Origin of the sequence: Marinobacter sp. UBA5687 (assembly GCF_002420325.1) — a bacterium.
Classification (GTDB): domain Bacteria; phylum Pseudomonadota; class Gammaproteobacteria; order Pseudomonadales; family Oleiphilaceae; genus Marinobacter; species Marinobacter nauticus.
Genome location: NZ_DIHV01000102.1, coordinates 1 through 18088, shown reverse-complemented (window position 1 = coordinate 18088; position 18088 = coordinate 1). Strand labels below are relative to the sequence as shown.

Sequence of the window (18088 nt, the reverse complement as noted above, 5' to 3'; positions counted from 1 at the left end):
ACATCCGGGAATTCCCGGCTGATTTCCTCAAACACTTCGGTATACATGTCACCCCAGTAGCGCAGGGCATTGCGTTTGGTGATCAGGCATACCTGGCTTTCGCAGGTTTTGCCATCCAGTGTCCGGAAGTTGCGGGTGCGGCCTTGCTGAATACGTTCGCCGGCCCGTTTACGAGCCTGTTCAAAGCCGTACCGGATAATGCGCTCAGTGGCCCGGCGGGTGAACACCTCCATCTGGGTGGCCACTTCGTCGGGCGATCCCGGGCGCAGCCGGCCACCCTGACTGACGTACTCACCCTCGCTGTTCTCGCGAATCACCAGCATATCGATGTCCTTGGCACGGTCATCTTTCAGGTACTGGCGTGCGCCGGGGAGCAGTCGTGCCGGGCGTTCACACACCCACTGGTCAAAGCCTTTTCGCATGTCCAGCAGGGGCGCGAGCGAAATGCTGTCCGGTAACAGATAGCGCTCCGGGTCGTGCATGGGGCCCGGATCTCCGAGCGCGCCCAGCAGTATGGCGTCGTAGGCCTTGAGCTGCTCAAGGGCATCTGTGGGCCAGGATTCGCCGTGTTCTTCGTGCCAGGCGTGAGAGGGCCATGGAAAACGGGTCCATTCCAGTGGCAGGCTGTGCCTGGATCGCAGTGTCTCCAGGCATCGCACGGCTTCCGCGACCACTTCCGGGCCGATACCATCTCCGGGTGTTACTGCAATACGGGTGGTCTGGGCCATCCATGAACCTCCTTTTAAGAGCGGCTTGACTGATTAAATACACCAAAACCAGTGTAGACCCGCAGCCGGCAGATGCCACCCGACTATGGGAGGTATAGCGAGTTTTCGTTTTACCCGATTGCGGATGGTGTCTATAGTTGAATGTGATTGATTCTTTTACAGTTCCACCCGAATTCATTTCGAGCGAGCCGCTCTGGAGCTTCTGTGAATAGACCTGCTGTCCTTTTTGATGAATCCCACTGTGAGCAATGTGCCTGCGGCAATGGCCTGGACTTTTCCTTCAGTTTTGCCTTCCAGCCCATTGTGGATGCTGAAAACAAAACGGTATTCGCTTACGAGGCGCTGGTGCGGGGAACCGAAGGGCAAGGAGCCATGACCGTGCTGAAAAAGGTGAATAGCCAGAACCAGTACGCGTTTGACCAGATCTGCCGGGTCAAGGCGGTGAAACTGGCATCGCGGCTTGATATGCAGGCCATGTTGAGCATCAACTTCATGCCCAACGCGGTCTACCAGGCGGAGTATTGCATTCGTACCACGCTGGCGGCTGCCAAGACCTATAATTTCGACACCCGAAAGATCATCTTCGAGGTGGTAGAAGGTGAAGAGATGACTTCGGTTGATCACCTAACCTCCATCATCGAGGCCTACCAGAGCATGGGGTTCAGCACGGCCATTGATGATTTCGGCGCCGGTTATTCTCGCTACAATCTGATGATCTCGAGCCCACCCGATTTACTGAAACTGGATATGGGGCTGGTTCGCAACATTCACGCGGAACCCAACAAGCAGGCGGTGGTCTCAGGTATCATCACCATGATGCGCCAGCTCGGCGGCCGAATCGTGGCGGAGGGCGTGGAAACGCCGGAAGAGTACTTCTGGCTCCGTTCTCAAGGGATCGCCCTGTACCAGGGTTACCTGTTCGCCAAACCGGGATTCGAATGCCTGCCGGAGCCGGTGTTTCCCGACTGATTGACTCTTAACAGGATGTTTCCGTGCTCTATCGCCTGATTACCCTGATTGGCGGCCTGGTCTTTGTGGCTGCCCTGTTTGCCCTGGTCTGGTTCTTCTGCAAGAAGTTTCTGCAACATCATGGCGTGACCGACCAGACCTCGGACCGCGCGACTGTACTGGCTACCTGGACCTTTGCCGGAATCGCCATCGGCCTGGTGTTTGCCGTGGTGGGCGCGTTCGTGCTTGGCCCATGGGCGTTCTATCGCACCCTGCGCGGTCATGGTGTCGACATTGCCGATGGTGCGGCTATCTGGTGGGGCTTCGGTATCGTGGCGGTATCTCTGGCGATTACCGCGGCTGGCTTCTTCGGCTTTCTGATGCTGGTCGGAGCCTATTGAGCCTTTTGCAGGTTGCGCAGCAAGTCCCGAAACCACACCAGCGCCGGTTCCTGTTCATAGGCCTTGTGCCAATATAGATGCACATCAATCGACGGCATCTCCACCGGCGGCGCCAGCACTTCGATGTCGGTGTTCTGGGCAATGATCCGGGCGTAGGTTTCCGGCATCGTCAGTAACAGGTCTGAGCTCTCCACCACCCGGCAGGCCGCGTAGTAATGCTGGCAGCGTAGGCGAATAGTGCGCTGGGCGCCGTGGCGGGAGAGCTCGAAATCCTCAATACCCGGGCCCTCGGCTCGTGACGACACCAGAATGTGCCGGGCCTCCAGATAGCTGGCCATATCCAGCCCTCGCGCGATGACCGGGTGACCCTTTCGCGCCAACACCACCAGTCGGTCCTGCCTCAGCAGTTCATGGCTGGTCTGGTTGCTCACCGGCAGTAATACGTCAATGGCAAAGTCCAGCTTTCCTGCGGCCAGTTGCGTTTCCATGTCTCGTCTTGCCACCCGTTGACTCTGCACCTCCATGTCCGGATAGGGCGCGAGTTTTGAAATCAGTTGAGGCAGGAAGGTGGATTCCAGAACATCCCGAAGGCCGAGGGCGTAGGTTTTACGCTGGCTGGCGGGGTCGAAGGCGTGAAACTGATTCACTGCACTCTGGATCTGGTTCAACCCCGGGCGCATGGATTCCAGAAACCGTCGGGCCAGGGGGGTGGGCACCATCTGGTTACCCTGGCGGGTAAACAGCGGATCATTGAAATGATCCCGAAGCCGAGCCAGGGAATGACTGATGGCAGGCTGGGTCAGATGCAGAGCTTTTGCGGCCCGCGTCAGGCTTCCTTCCCGATAGATAGTGTCGAAAACATGCAGCAGGTTCAGGTCCGGTCTATTCAGCGCCATGATGAGGTTCCGTTGTTCTGAATAAGCATGGTTAATGATAAACGATAAGAACAATTCAGTCGCGTAATAATGCGTTGGCTCCTAGACTGATTCCCATCTGATCGACATTGCCCCCGACAGGGCGGCCAGCGCGAGGAGCTGAACCATGGATTTCAACATTTCCGAGAAAGGCCAGGATTACCTGAAGCGCGTGAAACAGTTCATGCGCGACGAGATTTTTCCCATCGAGGAGCAGTATCACAAGGAGCTTGCTTCTCAGGAAAACCGCTGGGTGGTGCTGCCGATCATCAAGGAACTGAAGGAGAAAGCCAAGGCCCAGGGCCTGTGGAACATGTTCTTCCCGGACGACAAGTACGGCTGCGGCCTGCTGAACTCCGACTACGCCCTGATTGCCGAAGAAACCGGCCGCAGCTTCATCGCCCCGGAAATCTTCAACTGCAACGCGCCGGACACCGGCAACATGGAAGTGCTGATCCACTACGGCTCTGAAGAGCAGAAAGCCGAGTGGCTGCCGAAACTGCTGAGCGGCGAAATCCGCTCCGCCTTCTGCATGACTGAACCGGCCGTGGCCTCCTCCGACGCCACCAACATGGAAGCCACCGCCACCGTTGAAGGCGACGAAGTCGTGCTCAACGGCCGAAAATGGTGGAGCACCGGCATCGGCCACCCTGACTGCAAAGTTGGCATCTTCATGGGCGTAACCGACCCGGACGCCCAGAAACATCGCCGTCACTCCATGGTGCTGGTGCCGCTCGACACCCCGGGCATCACCGTTGAGCGCATGCTGCCGGTCTTCGGTGCCTACGACGAGCCCTATGGCCACGGCCAGGTACTGTTCGACAACGTACGCCTGCCCAAAAGCGCCATCATCGCCGGCCCCGGCCGCGGCTTCGAAATCGCCCAGGGCCGCCTTGGCCCGGGCCGCGTACACCACTGCATGCGCGCCATCGGCGCCGCTGAACGCACCCTGGAGATCATGATCAAACGCGCCATGACCCGCGAAGCCTTCGGCCGCCCGATCGCCAAACTAGGCGGCAACCCGGACATCATCGCCAATGCCCGAATGAACATCGAACAGGCACGGCTGCTGACCCTGAAATGCGCCTGGGCGCTGGATACCAAGGGCATCATGGGTGCCTTGCAGGAAGTCTCCATGATCAAGGCAGTGGTGCCGAAGATGCTGCAGCAGATTGTGGACGATGCGATTCAGATTCACGGCGGTGCCGGCGTCAGCGACGATGATTTCCCGCTGACCGCGTTGTTCGGCTACGCTCGGGTTCTGAGATTGGCCGATGGCCCGGACGAAGTTCATCGGGCTATGGTGGCGCGGTTGGAGCTTCGGAAGTACAAGTCCTGAGTCGGGCGTGGGAGTTTTACTCCTCTAGCCTCTGAGTGCGGAGGTGGGCGCCGGTGGCCCGGGGGTTCTGAAAAGCGCTCCTGGCGGCACATCCATGTGGCGCTTGTGTTCCGCCATCCATGGCTCCACAAATTTTCAGAACCCCCGGCCCACCGGCTCCTGCGTGCTCAGTAGAGGGCGGTCAGAACAGCATGCTCAGTGGTATGGGAGTTGGTACCGGAGGGGCTGTCCAAAAATGTCGGAGGCCATGGATGGCCGGAGAGAAGCGCACATGGATGTGCTTGTAGCGGTTTTTGGACAGCCCCTCCGGTACCAACTCTTACTCCGGGGTAAAAAAGAACAGGAACTCCAAAACATAACGGAGAGAAACAACGATGACACAACGGGTATTTATAACCGGCGGGGCCAGTGGCCTGGGCCGGGCGATTGCATTGCGGTACGCCAAAGAGGGCGCGAAAGTCTGCATCGGGGACATCAACCCGGAACAGGGCGTGGCCGTTGAAGCGGAACTGAACAACGCCGGTGGCGAAGGCTACTTTGTTGAATGTGATGTACGCCGCCTGAGCGACTTCGAGAAAGTCCGTGATGACCTGGTGCAGAAATGGGGTGGTGTGGACGTGGTCGTCAACAACGCCGGCGTCCTCTCCGCAGGCTCCATCGAAGACACCACCATGGCAGACTGGGAATGGATCCTCGACATCAACGTACTGGGCGTAGTGCGTGGCTGCAAAGCCTTCACCCCGCTGTTCAAGGAACAAGGCTCCGGCGCGTTTGTGAACGTAGCCTCCATGGCCGGCCTCATGCTTGCTCCCTTGATGGACAGCTACAATGTGTCTAAAGCCGGCGTGATTGCCCTTTCGGAAACCCTCAGCCAGGAGCTTCGGGGTGCCGGTATTCATGTCAGCTGCGTGTGCCCGGCGGTTTTTCAGACCAATCTGACCAGCACCATGCGTTCGGACATTCCCGGTATCCAGCAGAACGTGAGCAAGCTGATGAAGCGCTCCAGCATTACCGCCGAAGACGTGGCCGAGGATATTTTCCGCAGTGTGAAAGATAAGGATTTCTGGGTGCTGCCCCACGCCAAGGAGCGCCGTATGTGGGTGCTCAAGCGCCATGCGCCCTGGGCGTTTGACTGGCTGATGCACCAGGAAACCAAACGCTGGATGAGCAAGATGGGTGGCAAGGCGAACGCCTGAACACATCACAGGAGAAATTGAATGACACAGATCGACCAGGCCGTAGACATCCGCGAAGGCGAGGAGCTGGATGTTGGTGCTGTTGACCGGTTCATGAAGCAGGCCATTCCGGGCCTGGAAGGCCAGCCGAGCATCAAGCAGTACCCGGGCGGTGCGTCCAACCTGACCTATCAGGTGGATTACGGCGACCAGTCCTACGTGCTGCGCCGGCCGCCGTTCGGCAAGATTGCCAAGTCTGCCCACGACATGCTGCGGGAATGCCGTGAGGCATTAAGGATGTGCCAGCTAGATTTGGTTTTTTGAACAGCTGACTAGAGAGTATGGGAGCTGATGCCGGGTAAGGCCTTCCAAAACTGTGCGGAGCCATGGATGGCGGAGCTCAAGCGTCACATGGACGTGCCGAAGGAGCGTGTTTTGGAAGGCCTTACCCGGTAGCAGCTCTTACTCCAAAGCAAAAAGAACGCGAACTCCAAAATATAAAACGAACTCAAACGTAAAAACGGTGAGCACGAACATGACACAGAGGGTATTCATAACCGGCGGGGCCAGTGGCCTGGGCCGGGCGATTGCATTGCGGTACGCCAAAGAGGGCGCGAAAGTCTGCATCGGGGACATTAACCCGGAACAGGGCGTGGCCGTTGAAGCGGAGCTGAACAACGCCGGTGGCGAAGGCTACTTTGTTGAATGTGATGTACGCCGCCTCAGCGACTTCGAGAAAGTCCGTGATGACCTGGTACAGAAATGGGGCGGTGTGGACGTGGTCGTCAACAACGCCGGCGTCGCCTCCGCAGGCTCCATCGAAGACACCACCATGGCAGACTGGGAATGGATCCTCGACATCAACGTACTGGGCGTTGTCCGTGGCTGCAAAGCCTTCACCCCGCTGTTCAAGGAACAAGGCTCCGGCGCGTTTGTGAACGTAGCCTCCATGGCCGGCCTCATGCTTGCCCCCTTGATGGACAGCTACAATGTCTCCAAGGCCGGAGTCATTGCTCTGTCTGAAACTCTCAGCCAGGAGCTGCGGGATGCCGGTATTCATGTCAGCTGCGTGTGCCCGGCGTTTTTCCAGACCAATCTGACCAGCACCATGCGTTCGGACATTCCCGGTATCCAGCAGAACGTCAACAAGCTGATGAAGCGCTCCAGCATTACCGCCGAAGACGTGGCCGAGGATATCTTCCGCAGTGTGAAAGACAAAGACTTCTGGGTACTGCCCCACGCCAAAGAGCGCCGTATGTGGATGCTCAAGCGCCATGCACCCTGGGCGTTTGACTGGCTGATGCATCAGGAAACCAAGCGCTGGATGAGCAAGATGGGTAGCAAGGCGAACGCCTGAACACATCACAGGAGAGATTGAATGACACAGATCGACCAGGCCGTAGACATCCGTGAAGGCGAAGAGCTGGATATCAGCGCCGTCGACCAGTTCATGAAGCAGGCCATTCCGGGCCTGGAAGGCCAGCCGAGCATCAAGCAGTACCCCGGTGGTGCGTCCAACCTGACCTATCAGGTGGATTATGGCGACCAGTCCTACGTGCTGCGCCGGCCACCGTTCGGCAAGATCGCCAAGTCCGCCCACGACATGCTGCGGGAAGCGCGGGTGATGGAAGCATTGAAGCCAGCCTATCCCTACGTGCCCAACATTGTTGCTATTTGCGACGATCACAGCGTGCTGGGTTGCGACTTCTATGTGATGGAGCGGCTCAAGGGCATCATTCTGCGTCAGGACTTCCCCAGGGATTTCGAACTGAGCGCCGAAGACACTCGCAAACTGTGCCTGAACGTGATCGACAAGCTGGTGGATCTGCATACAGTGGACGCCAAGGCCGCAGGCCTGGACAAGCTGGGCAAGGGTGCGGGTTACGTGCAGCGGCAGATTGGCGGCTGGAGCGACCGCTTCCGCAAGGCCCGTACCGACGATGTCGGTGACTTCGAAGACGTCATGGTCTGGCTGAACGATAAGATGCCGGATGACATCGCTCAGGTGGTTATTCACAACGACTACCGTTTCGACAATGTGGTGCTGAACCCGGACAACCCGTTTGAAGTGATTGGCGTGCTGGATTGGGAAATGGCCACTATTGGTGATCCGCTGATGGACCTGGGCAACAGTCTGGCCTATTGGATCGAAGCCGACGATGAAGGCCCGTTCCAGATGCTGCGGCGTCAGCCCACGCACCGGCCGGGCATGCTGACTCGTAAAGAAGTGGTGGACTACTACATGGAGAAATCCGGCTTCCGGACGGAAAAGTTCGACTTTTATGAAATTTACGGACTGTTCCGCCTGGCGGTGATCATCCAGCAAATCTACTACCGCTTTTATCACGGCCAGACCAAAGACAAGCGTTTCGCCGCCTTTGGCCACGCCGCCAACTATCTGGAGAAAAGGTGCCAGCGCCTGATTAGCGAGAGCACCCTGTAATGGCCACGATTTATCTGGTGCGCCACGGTCAGGCCAGTTTCGGCAAGGAAAACTACGACCAGCTCTCGCCGCGAGGCTGGGAGCAGGGCAGGATTCTGGGCCGCTGGCTGGCGGGCAAGGTGGAGCCGGGTGCTGTTTTTGGCGGTAACCTGCAGCGCCATCGGGAAACTGTGGAGGCGATCACTACCGGTTACGGTGTCAGCCTGCCGGATATGCAGGTGCTGGAAGGCCTGAACGAGTTTGATCATCTGGAAGTGGTGGAGCGCCTGCGCCCGGAATGGGCGGATAAACAGGTAATGGCGCGAGACCTCGCCAGCTTTCCCAAACCTGCAAGAGCCTTCCAGCAGGCTTTCGAGAAGGCGGTGACCCGCTGGGTGAGTGGCGAGTTCGACCAGGAATACAGCGAAACCTGGAACGGATTCCGGCAGCGGGTTGGCCATGCACTGGATCAGCTGATTGAACTGGCCGATGGTGCCGATGTGATTGTGTCCACCTCTGGCGGCCCCATTGCGGTCATTGCCCAGCGCCTGCTTGAACTGTCAGACCGCAAGGCGCTGGAGATGAACAATGTGATTGCCAACACCAGCGTGTCCCGCATTCTGTATTCCGGCCCCCGGCGCAGCCTGGCCGTATTCAACAACTATAGCCACCTGGAAGCGGAAGACCCCGCCCTGGTGACATTCCGATAAGCTGAGGGAATTCCATGAGCAACAAAAACCTGTTCGACCTGACTGGCAAAGTCGCCCTGGTAACTGGCGCCAGCCGCGGTATCGGCGAGAGCATCGCCCGCACGCTGGCTCATTACGGTGCTCACGTGATTGTCAGTAGCCGCAAGATTGACGGTTGTGAGGCCGTGGCCAGCAGCATCCGTGAAGACGGCGGCAGCGCCGAAGCTTTCGCCTGCCATATTGGCGAGATGGACCAGATTGAAGCGGTGTGGGAGCACATCGCCAAAGCGCACGGCAAACTGGATATCCTGGTGAACAACGCAGCCGCCAACCCATACTTCGGTCCGGTGGAAGACACCGACCTGGGTGCTTTCCACAAAACCGTAGACGTGAACATCCGTGGTTACTTCTTCATGTGCGCCCGTGGCGCTCAGCTGATGAAAAAGAACGGTGGTGGTTCCATTGTGAACGTGGCTTCGGTTAACGGCGTAAACCCCGGCCACTTCCAGGGCATCTATTCGGTGACCAAGGCAGCAGTGATTTCCATGACCAAATCTTTCGCCATGGAGCTGGGCCAGCAGAATGTGCGGGTGAATGCCTTGTTGCCGGGCCTGACCGATACCAAATTTGCCAGCGCCCTGACCACCAATGAGGCCATCAAGAAGCAGGCCATGGCCCACATCCCGATGAAGCGTGTGGCGGAACCCGATGAGATGGCGGGTACTGTGCTGTACCTGGTGTCTGACGCTTCCAGCTATACCACAGGAGCCTGCATTAATGCGGATGGTGGTTACCTGACGGTCTGACACAGATCGAGACGCAAAAAGGGCCGGATGATACGGGTTCATCCGGCCCTTTTTTGGTATCGCGATCCGTGTCTAGCTGCAGGTCAGCGCTGCAAAATCTCCTTTCAGCTCACTGGCCCTGGCCAGCAGGTGATCCTGATGCCGGGTATCTCCAGCCTGCAGAAGATCGTGCATCAAGCCGGCCATCGCCACCCGGCTTTCGGCCAGCATCGCCTGGTATTCCGCTCCTCTGGCGCGCTCTGAGTGAACCAGCAACTCGTTCACCTGTTCAGCAAAGCCGGACTGGCGTCGTCTCTCCAGCGTGTCGAGCAATGCCAATTGCCAGTTTCTCCGCCCTGTTAACCAGATTTCCGTTTGCCGGCCACGATCCGCTGACCAGCTTTCGACGATGGCCCGCTGTTGCTGATTCAGTTCGCCAAGCCATCGTTCAATACGCTCAATAGTCCGTTCAGAACGTGCCTGTGCGGTTTGAGCGGGTGTTCCCTCCAGCATTTCCTGCTCCAGCTCCTGCTGCTTCTCCGCCATGTTGTCGGCTAGTTGCGCTACCTGCTCATCCGATAGAGAAGACAGCAGATTGACGGCTACCGGAGTGGCCCGTTCCAACAATTCGGGTAAGAAGTCCATGAGTTGTTCCTGGTGGAACAGAACCGTGGCCTCGCTCGGCGTCCCTTCCGCCAGATCTGATTTGAGGACTGTCAACCATTGCTGGTAACGGGGCAACTCTGCAGAGCAATGCCATTGTCTGAGCGCTTCCAGATCCTGACTCAACTGAGCTTCCTGTTCACCGGTCAGGCTGATGTAATCCTCCACCCACCAGACGACGCCCCAGTCGGCGTAGCGGTAGGCCAGGCGCGTCTGACTGCAGCCCGCTAAAAACATCAGCAACACCAGCCCGACGATCCAGCGGGCGCGGCATGTTCCGGGCGTTGGGTCATCCATTACCTGTGCTCCTTGGTAAAAAGCCGTATGGAAAAATGTTGCATGCTCACTAAGATGTTGCGATCCAGCATCGGTGGCCGCGTCTTTTCTCCTACGCTGCGGTCGCCTGAATGGATTCGGCAGTGTTCCATACGTTAAAACCGGGAAGGAAAACATGTCCAGTTACAAGCAAACGCGTGTGCGCCAGTTTGTTTTTGCCTTTTACATGTCCGGCATCATGTCGCTATTGATGTCCGGGATTATCACCCTGATCAACACCGGCCTGACCGAGGGGTATTTCCATCGCTGGGGCGCAGCATTTGTGGTGGCCTGGACAGTGGCCTTCCCGCTGGTCAGCTTTATCGCACCAATGGCAGGCAAAATGGCGGACTGGACCATGGCCCGATTGTTTTCCAAAGAACGCCGGTCAGACTGATAAAGCCATTGTATCGCTGTAGTTAACCTTACAATTGTTCGCTGTAATGTAAAAACTGTAAATACGCTTTACCGATGGTTTTAGCGGGCAGTGTCATGCTATCCGGTTGTTGGCTTGATGACGATGATAACGGCACTACTGATGCTGCAACGCAAAGAATTTTGGAAATCGCTGTTGAGAATGAAAACACGACGATTCTGGAAGCTGCAGTTCTTGAAGCCGATCCGTCCATCGCGGAACTGTAACAACATTGGCCAGCAACAACTTGAACGTTGATATACAGGACAACGCTCTGGTTATCGAGGGCAGTACCGTCGTCGAAGCTGATGTTGAGGCGTCTAACGGCGTGATTCATGTGATCGACGAGGTAATTTTTACAGTCGACTGACAGACGAAACACGCTTTCTTTGTATAAAGCATGAGTGCCTGGCCGGCTGCTGCAGCCGGCCTTTTTATATTGACTTACTGAATCGAAGACGCAGGATTTTCGTCGGCAGACCGGGATAAGGTCATGCCCACGGGAGGCCGGAAATGCAGAGAGTAGAGTACCCGATCCAGAACCGCCTGACCGTTCCAGGCCGGGTCGTTGTTCACCATACCGACAATGGCCCAGGTGGTGTTGTTATCGTCCCGGGTGAACCCCGCGATTGAGCGAACATTCTCAAGATAACCGGTTTTGATTCGGCCTTCGCCATCCATGCCGGTGTTGCGAAGCCGGCGCGCCATGGTTCCGTCCATGGCGATAATGGGCATTGAGGCCATCAGGTCAGAGGCGTAGGGGCTGTCCCAGGCCTGTTGCAGTATCTGGGCGCCTTGCCGGGCCGTGATGCGACCATGGCGGGTGAGCCCGGCGCCATTGTCAATCACCATGCCTGCGGTGTTGATGCCCTTATTCTCCAGCCATTCGTACACCGTTCGGATACCGGCTACCCGGTCGTCTTTGTCATCTTCCTTGCGGAACTCGGCGCCAATGGTCAGCAGCATCTGGCGGGCCATGACGTTGCTGCTCCACTTGTTGATGTCTCGCACCATGGAAACCAGATCTGGTGAGGTGGTGCGCATGATCAGCCGTGCGTCTTCCGGTGTGCCCTCAAAGCGGTCGCCACCACTGACAATAATGCCCATTTCCGATAGCACAGAACGAATCACGGAAGCAGAGTACCGTTTCTGCGGCAGCAGAGACAGATAGGTGGTGCTGCGGCAGCCTTGCGGTAACTGTCCGGTTACCCGAACCGTTACTTGATGGTTTTCATGAAATACCGGTTCCCAATCAAACCGGCTGCGGGCAGGGCAGGGACCTTCCGGTAATGCGGTTACCCGGTTATCAATGGAGACTTCGCCCAGATCCGGGGTTGTCCAGGCCTGTGTACCACGCTCATCGGCGCGCACCTGAAAATGCAGCAGATTCAGGTTGGTCAGGTAGCCGGAGGGTTCCACCAGAAAGGGCGCGTGGGGGTTGTCGCCGTTATCCTCGAACGCAGGGAAGCCGCCGTCGACCCGGAAATAGCTGCCATCCAGGACCAGGTCTCCTTCAATACGGTTGATGCCCATGCTCTTGAGTTCACGCAGGGTGCTCCAGAGCCGTTCCAGGGTCAGTTTGGGGTCGCCACCGAAGCGTACGTAGAGATTTCCTTTCAGGCTGTCGCCCACCATCATGCCGTCTGTAAGGAAATCGGTCTTCCAGTGGTGGGTAGGGCCCAGGAGTTCCAGGGCGGCATAGGTGGTTACCAGCTTCATGATGGAGCCCGGGCTCATCAGTGTGTCAGCGTTTACATACTGCTCAATGCCAGGGCCGTTCAGGGGAATGGCGGCAACACTCAGGGCTTCATCACTGTTCAGGGATTTGCTGGCGTAACTTCGGATCTGGCTGGCCCAGTGACGGGAGCTGGCAAAAGCCTCCTCCGCAGAGGTCTGCTCTTGAGCGAGAGCCTGGCCGAGCGGGGCGCTGGCCAACACGATGGCCAGCGCCACTGCTCCTGACGCAAATCTGCCTGTGGCAAGGCTTTTGCCCGCCTGCAACCCCTGAGTATTCATGACCGGAATCCGTTGTTGTGTTCTCTTTGTACAATAGCCCATTCTTTGCGTATGTACTATGCAGAAAAGCTATACATGACGTTAAAAAATGGCAGTAGAGTCTTTGTTTATATTGAGTTTTTGTGACATCGAGTAAGTGGCCTGAAGAATCAGTGAGTTAGTATGACGCCGGCACAGGGGCCTGCGGGCCAATGGGCACAGATTCTCCTGTGGGACAATGGAGAAAATGACGAAAACAAGGGAACGATCATGTTAAAAACGCTGAAGCATCAGGTGAATGTGCTGGAGTCGGTTGCCACTTCTTCTTTTGCAGCCTGGCGCGGGTGCCTGGTTATCAAGGCTGTTCCGCAGCCTGAGAAGCCGCTGGTTCTCTATGACATTGAAGCCTGTCCATACTGCCGCCGTGTTCGTGAGGTGCTGACGGCATTGCATCTGGACGTTGAGATTCGACCCTGCCCGAAGGGTGGTCGGGTATTCCGCCCGGAAGCCGAGACCCTGGGGGGCAAGCAGCAGTTTCCCCTGCTGCATGACCAGAACACCGGCGAAGTGCTGTATGAATCCGAGGCGATTATCGAGTATCTGTTCCGCCAGTATGCGCATCGTTCCGTGCCTCGCTACTACCAGGGCCGTCCCTGGCAACCGGCACTCGGCGCTGCAGGCTCCGGGGCCAGTGAGCTTCGCGGGATGCGGGCGCGGCCAGCCCGGCGGCCTGAGCAGGGGCTTCACTTGTGGAGTTTCGAGGGCAGCCCGTTCTCGCGCCTGATTCGGGAACGACTCTGCGAAAACGAGATTCCGTACACCTTGCATAATCTGGGCAAGGAACACTGGACCGAAGTCGGACCTGCCCGACAGCGCATCAAACCCGGTCCGTATCGGCCCATTCCTGGCGGCAAGCGGGACGCGTTTTTCCAGCAACATGGCCGGGTGCAGGTGCCCTATCTGGAAGATCCCAATAGCGGGGAAGCGTTGTTTGAATCGGCTCGCATTCTTGCTTATCTGGAAAAAAATTACGGGTAACGAGTTTGCGGAACCGGGGCTGCTAATCCGACTGCCAGCCGGTATCATCTGCGCGAACAGTGAGTCTTCGCGGAGTCAGGAGCGTTATGTATACCGGCCAGTGCCTTTGTGGCGATATCCAGTTTGAATACGATGGCCCAATAGGGCCCGTGGCGCTGTGCCACTGCAGCCAGTGCCGCCGCAATCATGGCAGCGCCTTTTCAGCCAGTGCGCCGGTTCAGGCTGTCCGGTTCCGGTTTACGGCCGGTGAGGACCGGATCACCGAATTTGAATCCCGACCTGGCAAATACCGGGCCTTCTGTAGCCGTTGTGGAAGCCCTCTTTACAGCCGGGTCGACGCTATTCCGGGCATCCTCCGGCTGCGAATTGGTGTGATCAATGAGCCGCTGGGAAAACAGGCGGCCCAGCACGTTTATGTGGGGTCGAAATCCGACTGGTTCGAGATCACCGACAACCTTCCGCAGTTCGAAAAAACCGAAAGAACCAACGACCCGCACTGAGCCTCAATCCGCCGGCACTATCCGGTATACCTTGCCGTTATCGGAGTCGGTCAGCAGCCAGAGTGCGCCGTCTGGCCCCATACGCACATCGCGGATACGTTCACCCAGGTCGGTGAGCAGATCTTCCTCCTCGATAACTTTTTCTCCGTCCAGGGACAACCGCACCAGTTTCTGAAGCTTCAGGGCGCCGACAAACAGATCGCCCTGCCACTGTGGGAACAGATCTCCGGTGTAGAACGCCATGCCAGAGGGCGCAATGGATGGGTCCCAGTAATGCAGTGGTTCCGTGATGCCTTCCATCGTGGTACGACTGGAGATCGGCAGGCCCGAGTAGTCAATGCCGTAGGTGACCTTGGGCCAGCCATAGTTATTACCCAAGCGAAGGATATTGACCTCATCGCCGCCCCGGGGGCCATGTTCATGGCTCCAGATCTCACCGGTTTGTGGGTGCCGGGTCATACCCTGAATGTTGCGGTTGCCATAGGTGAAGAAAGACGCGTTGAAGCCGCTTCGATCGGCAAAAGGGTTGTCCTCTGCCGGCTCACCGCTGATGGTGATTCTGTGAACGCCGCCGGCATCGTCCGCGGTATCCTGGGCACGATCCATTTCACCCCGGTCACCGACTGAGATGTATAGATTGCCGTCGCGATCAAACTGCATCCGGCCCGCGAAGTGCCGGCTGGTGTTTGAACGGGGAAGAGCCTCGAAGATCACCTCGACATCTTGCAAAGAGTTGTCAGCCAGAGTCGCCCGGGCAACCCGGGTGGTCATGCCCTCGCGATTACGGTGAGCGTAGCTAAGGAACAACAGCCGGTTAGCCTCGAAATCCGGATGCAGCAGTACATCCAGCAGGCCACCCTGGCCCGAAACGACTAGCTCCGGCAGGCCTTTGACTGGTTCACGTCGAAGTTGCCCATCCTCCAGAATTCGTAAACGGCCCTCCCTTTCAGTAATCAGTGCAGACCCGTCGGGCAGAAAAGCGATGGCCCAGGGGTGTTCCAGCCCCGCGGCTACGGTTTCCAGATGAAAGTCTGCCTTTTCGGATTGAAAGGTCTGGTTTGCCTGTGTGGCCAGGGCTGCCGAGACCAGTAAGCTGGCCAGGCTCCACTTCCAGAATTTGCGCTTGAACATATCCGTCTCCGCCTCTCTGCTGTTTTTAGAGATCTTCAGCACCTGCAATAACCATAGCAGGTCGTGGTATTGCGGCCGATGCGAGCCTCTGGAGATATAGAGTTTCGTGATAATCCCAGATCATTTGCATTTGGTGTTTCAAATCTAAACCATTCGCATTAACATGGCGGGGTTTAAAAATGACACGGTCTTAATCAACCAAGGAGCCGTTAGATGTCTCTGAATCCGGAGCCCCGATTTAGAAGAAAAACCCTGATCACTGCCATGATGTGTGCGACTCTGCCAGGACTGGCAGCAGCGCAGGGCAGCGAACCGAAGGCATTGGAAGCCCTGGATGTTACCGCAAGCCGTGGCCAGGTGGCCTCGGAAGCGACGGAGAGTTACATTAGCGGAGCCAGCACAACCTCCATGAAGATGGAGCTGTCACACCGGGAGGTCCCCCAGGCCGTCACGGTCATTACCCGCGAACAGATGGACGATTTCGCCCAGAACGACATCAACGATGTTCTGGAAGGCACCACCGGTGTCACCGTAGAGTCGGTGGAAACAGACCGCACGTACTACACCTCACGTGGTTTCGATATCAACAACTTCCAGTACGACGGTGTTGGCATGCCGGCGGTATATGACAACGTTCAGGGTGAGCTGGACACCGCCTTCTTTGATCGCGTGGAGGTGGTTCGGGGCGCCAACGGTTTGATGACCGGTTCCGGCAGCCCGGCCGCGACAGTCAACTTTATCCGCAAGCGCCCAACCGCTGACACCAATGCCTCGGTTGCGGTGACTGGTGGTTCCTGGGACAAAAAACGGATTGTCGGTGATGTTTCCGGTGCCGTGTCTGAATCCGGTGCGGTGCGCGGCCGGGTGGTTGCCGGTTATGAGGACAAAGGCTCCTACCTTGACCGGTATAACAACGAAAAGCAGATGTTCTACGGGGTGCTGGAAGCAGACCTGACCGATACCACGTTGCTAACTCTTGGCCACGCCATTCAGACGTCTGATACAGACAGTCCGTTGTGGGGTGCGCTGCCTCTGTTCTACTCCGATGGCTCAGCGACGGATTTTGCGCGTTCAACCAGCACGGCTTCAGACTGGTCCTACTGGGACAACACCCAGCACAACAGCTTTGTTGAATTGCGCCAGGAGCTTGCCGGCGGCTGGAGAGCCACGGGCACGGTGTTCCGTTTGGAGAACGAAAGCGAGTCCGAGCTCTTTTACCAGTATGGTACGCCAGATCGCCAAACAGGAGAGGGGCTTAAAGCTTATCCCAGCCAATACGATTTGGATGTAGAGCAGTGGGTAGTAGATGCATACGCTACCGGTCCGTTCCAGCTGGCTGGTCGTACTCATGAGTTGGTGTTGGGCGCATCCTGGTCTCGCTCAGAGACGGTGGACGAGTCCCGCTATGGCCGCGGTATCGGGAATCCATTGCCACCGCTGAATGAGTGGGATGGCAACTACCCCAAGCCAGCTTTTGATAATGGTGTTGACGGCTCTGACTGGACTGACCGCGAAACGTCCACCTATGCTGCCGCTCGCTGGTCGCTGACCGATCAACTCACCGCCATTACAGGGCTCCGTCTGACCTGGCTGGATAACAAGGGCGAAAGCTACGGAGCGACCAAGGAAAGCAGCTACGATGCCGTAGAAACACCATACGCAGGTCTGATCTACGACATCAATGACGATCACTCGGTCTACGCCAGCTATACCGAGATTTTCACTCCCCAGACTGAGGTGGACATCAATCGTGATCGACTGGATCCTATTGACGGGGTCAACTATGAGCTGGGCCTGAAAAGTGAGTTTCAGGATGATCGGGTAAACACCACCCTGGCACTATTCCAGACGGAGCAGAAGAATGTGGCAGAGGAGGCGGGCACGTTCCCGGTCGGCGCCGATTCTTACTACACCGCTGTGGATGGTTTGACCAGTCGAGGTGTCGAGGCTGAAGTGGTAGGGGATGTGACTGACCGTGTTCAGGTGTTCTTTGGCTACACCTACGTGGATATTGAAGATAAGGATGGTGGCGGAGCAAGGTTGTTTGTACCTGAGCATATGGCGCAACTTCGAGGCACCTGGCAAGTGTTGGGTCTTGAGGGGCTGAAACTGGGAGGCAAGATCCGCTGGCAGTCTGAAATCACAAAGGAGCAGGGCGTTGCTACCACAGGGCCAAATGCAGGTGAGACCATCGTTACCAGGCAGGATAGTTACGCCGTGCTGGATCTGATGGCCAGCTATGACTTTGCCCGACACTGGAATGCGACCTTGAACGTGAACAACGTCACCGATGAGAAATATCTCGAAAGTTTGCAGTGGGCCCAAGGTTTCTACGGTGAGCCGGCCAATGCCAGCCTGACCGTTTCCTGGGTGTATTAATCACAGGGTGGGGTAGTCGGCGCTGCGCTGGCTGCCCCGGATTTTGTCGTTCAAGCCTCAAGGAGAGCGAGCATGAATCCGGAACAGGAAATACTGGATGGATTGAAGTTGGCGGCAGGTTCAGGTGCCGTCATAGGATTGATTGCGTTGGGAGTGATACTGGCTTCGATGGTTGGAGCTAGCTGATTCGCTCTTTCCGATAGATCCCACACGTCCCGCAATAGCCACCTCCGGGCAATAAATATTTGAGG

General features: G+C 57.2%; 19 protein-coding genes and 1 pseudogene. 14 read left to right on the top strand and 6 right to left on the bottom strand.

Annotated elements, in window-relative coordinates; translation table 11 throughout:
• Positions 1 to 728: isocitrate/isopropylmalate family dehydrogenase (locus B3Y70_RS10735; protein ID WP_288589774.1), on the bottom strand; the 728-nt coding region annotated here is incomplete at its 3' end.
• Positions 729 to 932: 204 nt separating this feature from the next.
• Between B3Y70_RS10735 and B3Y70_RS10730 the strand changes: the two genes are divergently transcribed.
• Both B3Y70_RS10730 and B3Y70_RS10725 read left to right on the top strand, forming a co-directional pair.
• A complete protein-coding gene (locus tag B3Y70_RS10730) occupies positions 933 to 1697 on the top strand; it encodes an EAL domain-containing protein (RefSeq protein WP_273030314.1) in 765 nt (254 codons plus the stop codon).
• 23 nt (positions 1698 to 1720) lie between these two features.
• Positions 1721 to 2077 (top strand): hypothetical protein, encoded by a 357-nt coding sequence (locus B3Y70_RS10725; protein ID WP_011785676.1) that lies wholly within the window; start codon positions 1721 to 1723, stop codon positions 2075 to 2077.
• Here the strand turns inward: B3Y70_RS10725 and B3Y70_RS10720 are convergent.
• The gene (locus B3Y70_RS10720) at positions 2071 to 2973 is read right to left on the bottom strand and encodes a LysR family transcriptional regulator (RefSeq protein WP_113879897.1); all 903 of its coding nucleotides are present in this window, start codon (positions 2971 to 2973) and stop codon (positions 2071 to 2073) included. The two genes, B3Y70_RS10725 and B3Y70_RS10720, sit on opposite strands and share 7 nt — an antisense overlap.
• A gap of 145 nt (positions 2974 to 3118) precedes the next feature.
• Here B3Y70_RS10720 and B3Y70_RS10715 point away from each other — a divergent pair, with 145 nt between their 5' ends.
• From B3Y70_RS10715 to B3Y70_RS10685, 7 genes and pseudogenes are all read left to right on the top strand, one after another.
• A complete protein-coding gene (locus B3Y70_RS10715) occupies positions 3119 to 4330 on the top strand; it encodes an acyl-CoA dehydrogenase family protein (protein WP_273030312.1) in 1212 nt (403 codons plus the stop codon).
• A gap of 374 nt (positions 4331 to 4704) precedes the next feature.
• Complete coding sequence (locus B3Y70_RS10710; RefSeq protein WP_288589772.1) at positions 4705 to 5526, top strand: SDR family oxidoreductase; 822 nt, start codon at positions 4705 to 4707, stop codon at positions 5524 to 5526.
• 21 nt (positions 5527 to 5547) lie between these two features.
• A pseudogene (locus tag B3Y70_RS10705) lies at positions 5548 to 5790 on the top strand (phosphotransferase family protein); the annotation flags it as partial.
• 250 nt (positions 5791 to 6040) lie between these two features.
• Positions 6041 to 6862 carry an SDR family oxidoreductase gene (locus B3Y70_RS10700; RefSeq protein WP_273030309.1) on the top strand — a complete coding sequence of 274 codons (822 nt, stop codon included), beginning with the start codon at positions 6041 to 6043 and terminating at the stop codon, positions 6860 to 6862.
• A 21-nt stretch (positions 6863 to 6883) separates the two neighbouring features.
• On the top strand, positions 6884 to 7948 hold the full coding sequence (locus B3Y70_RS10695) for a phosphotransferase family protein (protein WP_273030307.1): 1065 nt from the start codon (positions 6884 to 6886) through the stop codon (positions 7946 to 7948).
• Positions 7948 to 8637: a histidine phosphatase family protein gene (locus B3Y70_RS10690; protein WP_014420800.1), complete on the top strand. Its 690-nt coding sequence runs from the start codon at positions 7948 to 7950 to the stop codon at positions 8635 to 8637. Before B3Y70_RS10695 ends, B3Y70_RS10690 begins: the two co-directional genes overlap by 1 nt.
• A 14-nt stretch (positions 8638 to 8651) precedes the next feature.
• Positions 8652 to 9422 (top strand): SDR family oxidoreductase, encoded by a 771-nt coding sequence (locus B3Y70_RS10685; protein ID WP_114433616.1) that lies wholly within the window; start codon positions 8652 to 8654, stop codon positions 9420 to 9422.
• Positions 9423 to 9494: 72 nt separating this feature from the next.
• Here the strand turns inward: B3Y70_RS10685 and B3Y70_RS10680 are convergent, their stop codons facing one another.
• Positions 9495 to 10361: a DUF6279 family lipoprotein gene (locus tag B3Y70_RS10680; protein WP_286893817.1), complete on the bottom strand. Its 867-nt coding sequence runs from the start codon at positions 10359 to 10361 to the stop codon at positions 9495 to 9497.
• A gap of 154 nt (positions 10362 to 10515) precedes the next feature.
• Here B3Y70_RS10680 and B3Y70_RS10675 point away from each other — a divergent pair, with 154 nt between their 5' ends.
• On the top strand, positions 10516 to 10776 hold the full coding sequence (locus tag B3Y70_RS10675) for a DUF2798 domain-containing protein (protein ID WP_273030301.1): 261 nt from the start codon (positions 10516 to 10518) through the stop codon (positions 10774 to 10776).
• 250 nt (positions 10777 to 11026) lie between these two features.
• Positions 11027 to 11164: a fasciclin domain-containing protein gene (locus tag B3Y70_RS10670; protein ID WP_226597815.1), complete on the top strand. Its 138-nt coding sequence runs from the start codon at positions 11027 to 11029 to the stop codon at positions 11162 to 11164.
• Between the two features lie 74 nt (positions 11165 to 11238).
• Here B3Y70_RS10670 and dacB read toward each other — a convergent pair whose 3' ends face one another.
• Positions 11239 to 12810 carry a D-alanyl-D-alanine carboxypeptidase/D-alanyl-D-alanine endopeptidase gene (gene dacB / locus B3Y70_RS10665; protein ID WP_286893813.1) on the bottom strand — a complete coding sequence of 524 codons (1572 nt, stop codon included), beginning with the start codon at positions 12808 to 12810 and terminating at the stop codon, positions 11239 to 11241.
• A 249-nt stretch (positions 12811 to 13059) separates the two neighbouring features.
• Here dacB and B3Y70_RS10660 point away from each other — a divergent pair, with 249 nt between their 5' ends.
• Both B3Y70_RS10660 and B3Y70_RS10655 read left to right on the top strand, forming a co-directional pair.
• Positions 13060 to 13827 carry a glutathione S-transferase N-terminal domain-containing protein gene (locus B3Y70_RS10660; protein ID WP_153741241.1) on the top strand — a complete coding sequence of 256 codons (768 nt, stop codon included), beginning with the start codon at positions 13060 to 13062 and terminating at the stop codon, positions 13825 to 13827.
• An 86-nt stretch (positions 13828 to 13913) separates the two neighbouring features.
• Positions 13914 to 14327: a GFA family protein gene (locus tag B3Y70_RS10655; RefSeq protein WP_226597818.1), complete on the top strand. Its 414-nt coding sequence runs from the start codon at positions 13914 to 13916 to the stop codon at positions 14325 to 14327.
• A 3-nt stretch (positions 14328 to 14330) separates the two neighbouring features.
• On the opposite strand, the gene B3Y70_RS10650 is transcribed toward B3Y70_RS10655, so the two are convergent.
• The gene (locus B3Y70_RS10650; RefSeq protein WP_288589770.1) at positions 14331 to 15458 is read right to left on the bottom strand and encodes a PQQ-dependent sugar dehydrogenase; all 1128 of its coding nucleotides are present in this window, start codon (positions 15456 to 15458) and stop codon (positions 14331 to 14333) included.
• Between the two features lie 213 nt (positions 15459 to 15671).
• Here B3Y70_RS10650 and B3Y70_RS10645 point away from each other — a divergent pair, with 213 nt between their 5' ends.
• Positions 15672 to 17837, top strand: coding sequence for a TonB-dependent siderophore receptor (locus tag B3Y70_RS10645; protein ID WP_286715751.1), 2166 nt, complete (start codon positions 15672 to 15674; stop codon positions 17835 to 17837).
• A gap of 178 nt (positions 17838 to 18015) precedes the next feature.
• Here B3Y70_RS10645 and B3Y70_RS10640 read toward each other — a convergent pair whose 3' ends face one another.
• Positions 18016 to 18075, bottom strand: a complete 60-nt coding sequence (locus B3Y70_RS10640) for a hypothetical protein (RefSeq protein WP_288589775.1) — start codon at positions 18073 to 18075, stop codon at positions 18016 to 18018.
• Between the last annotated feature and the right edge of the window lie 13 nt (positions 18076 to 18088).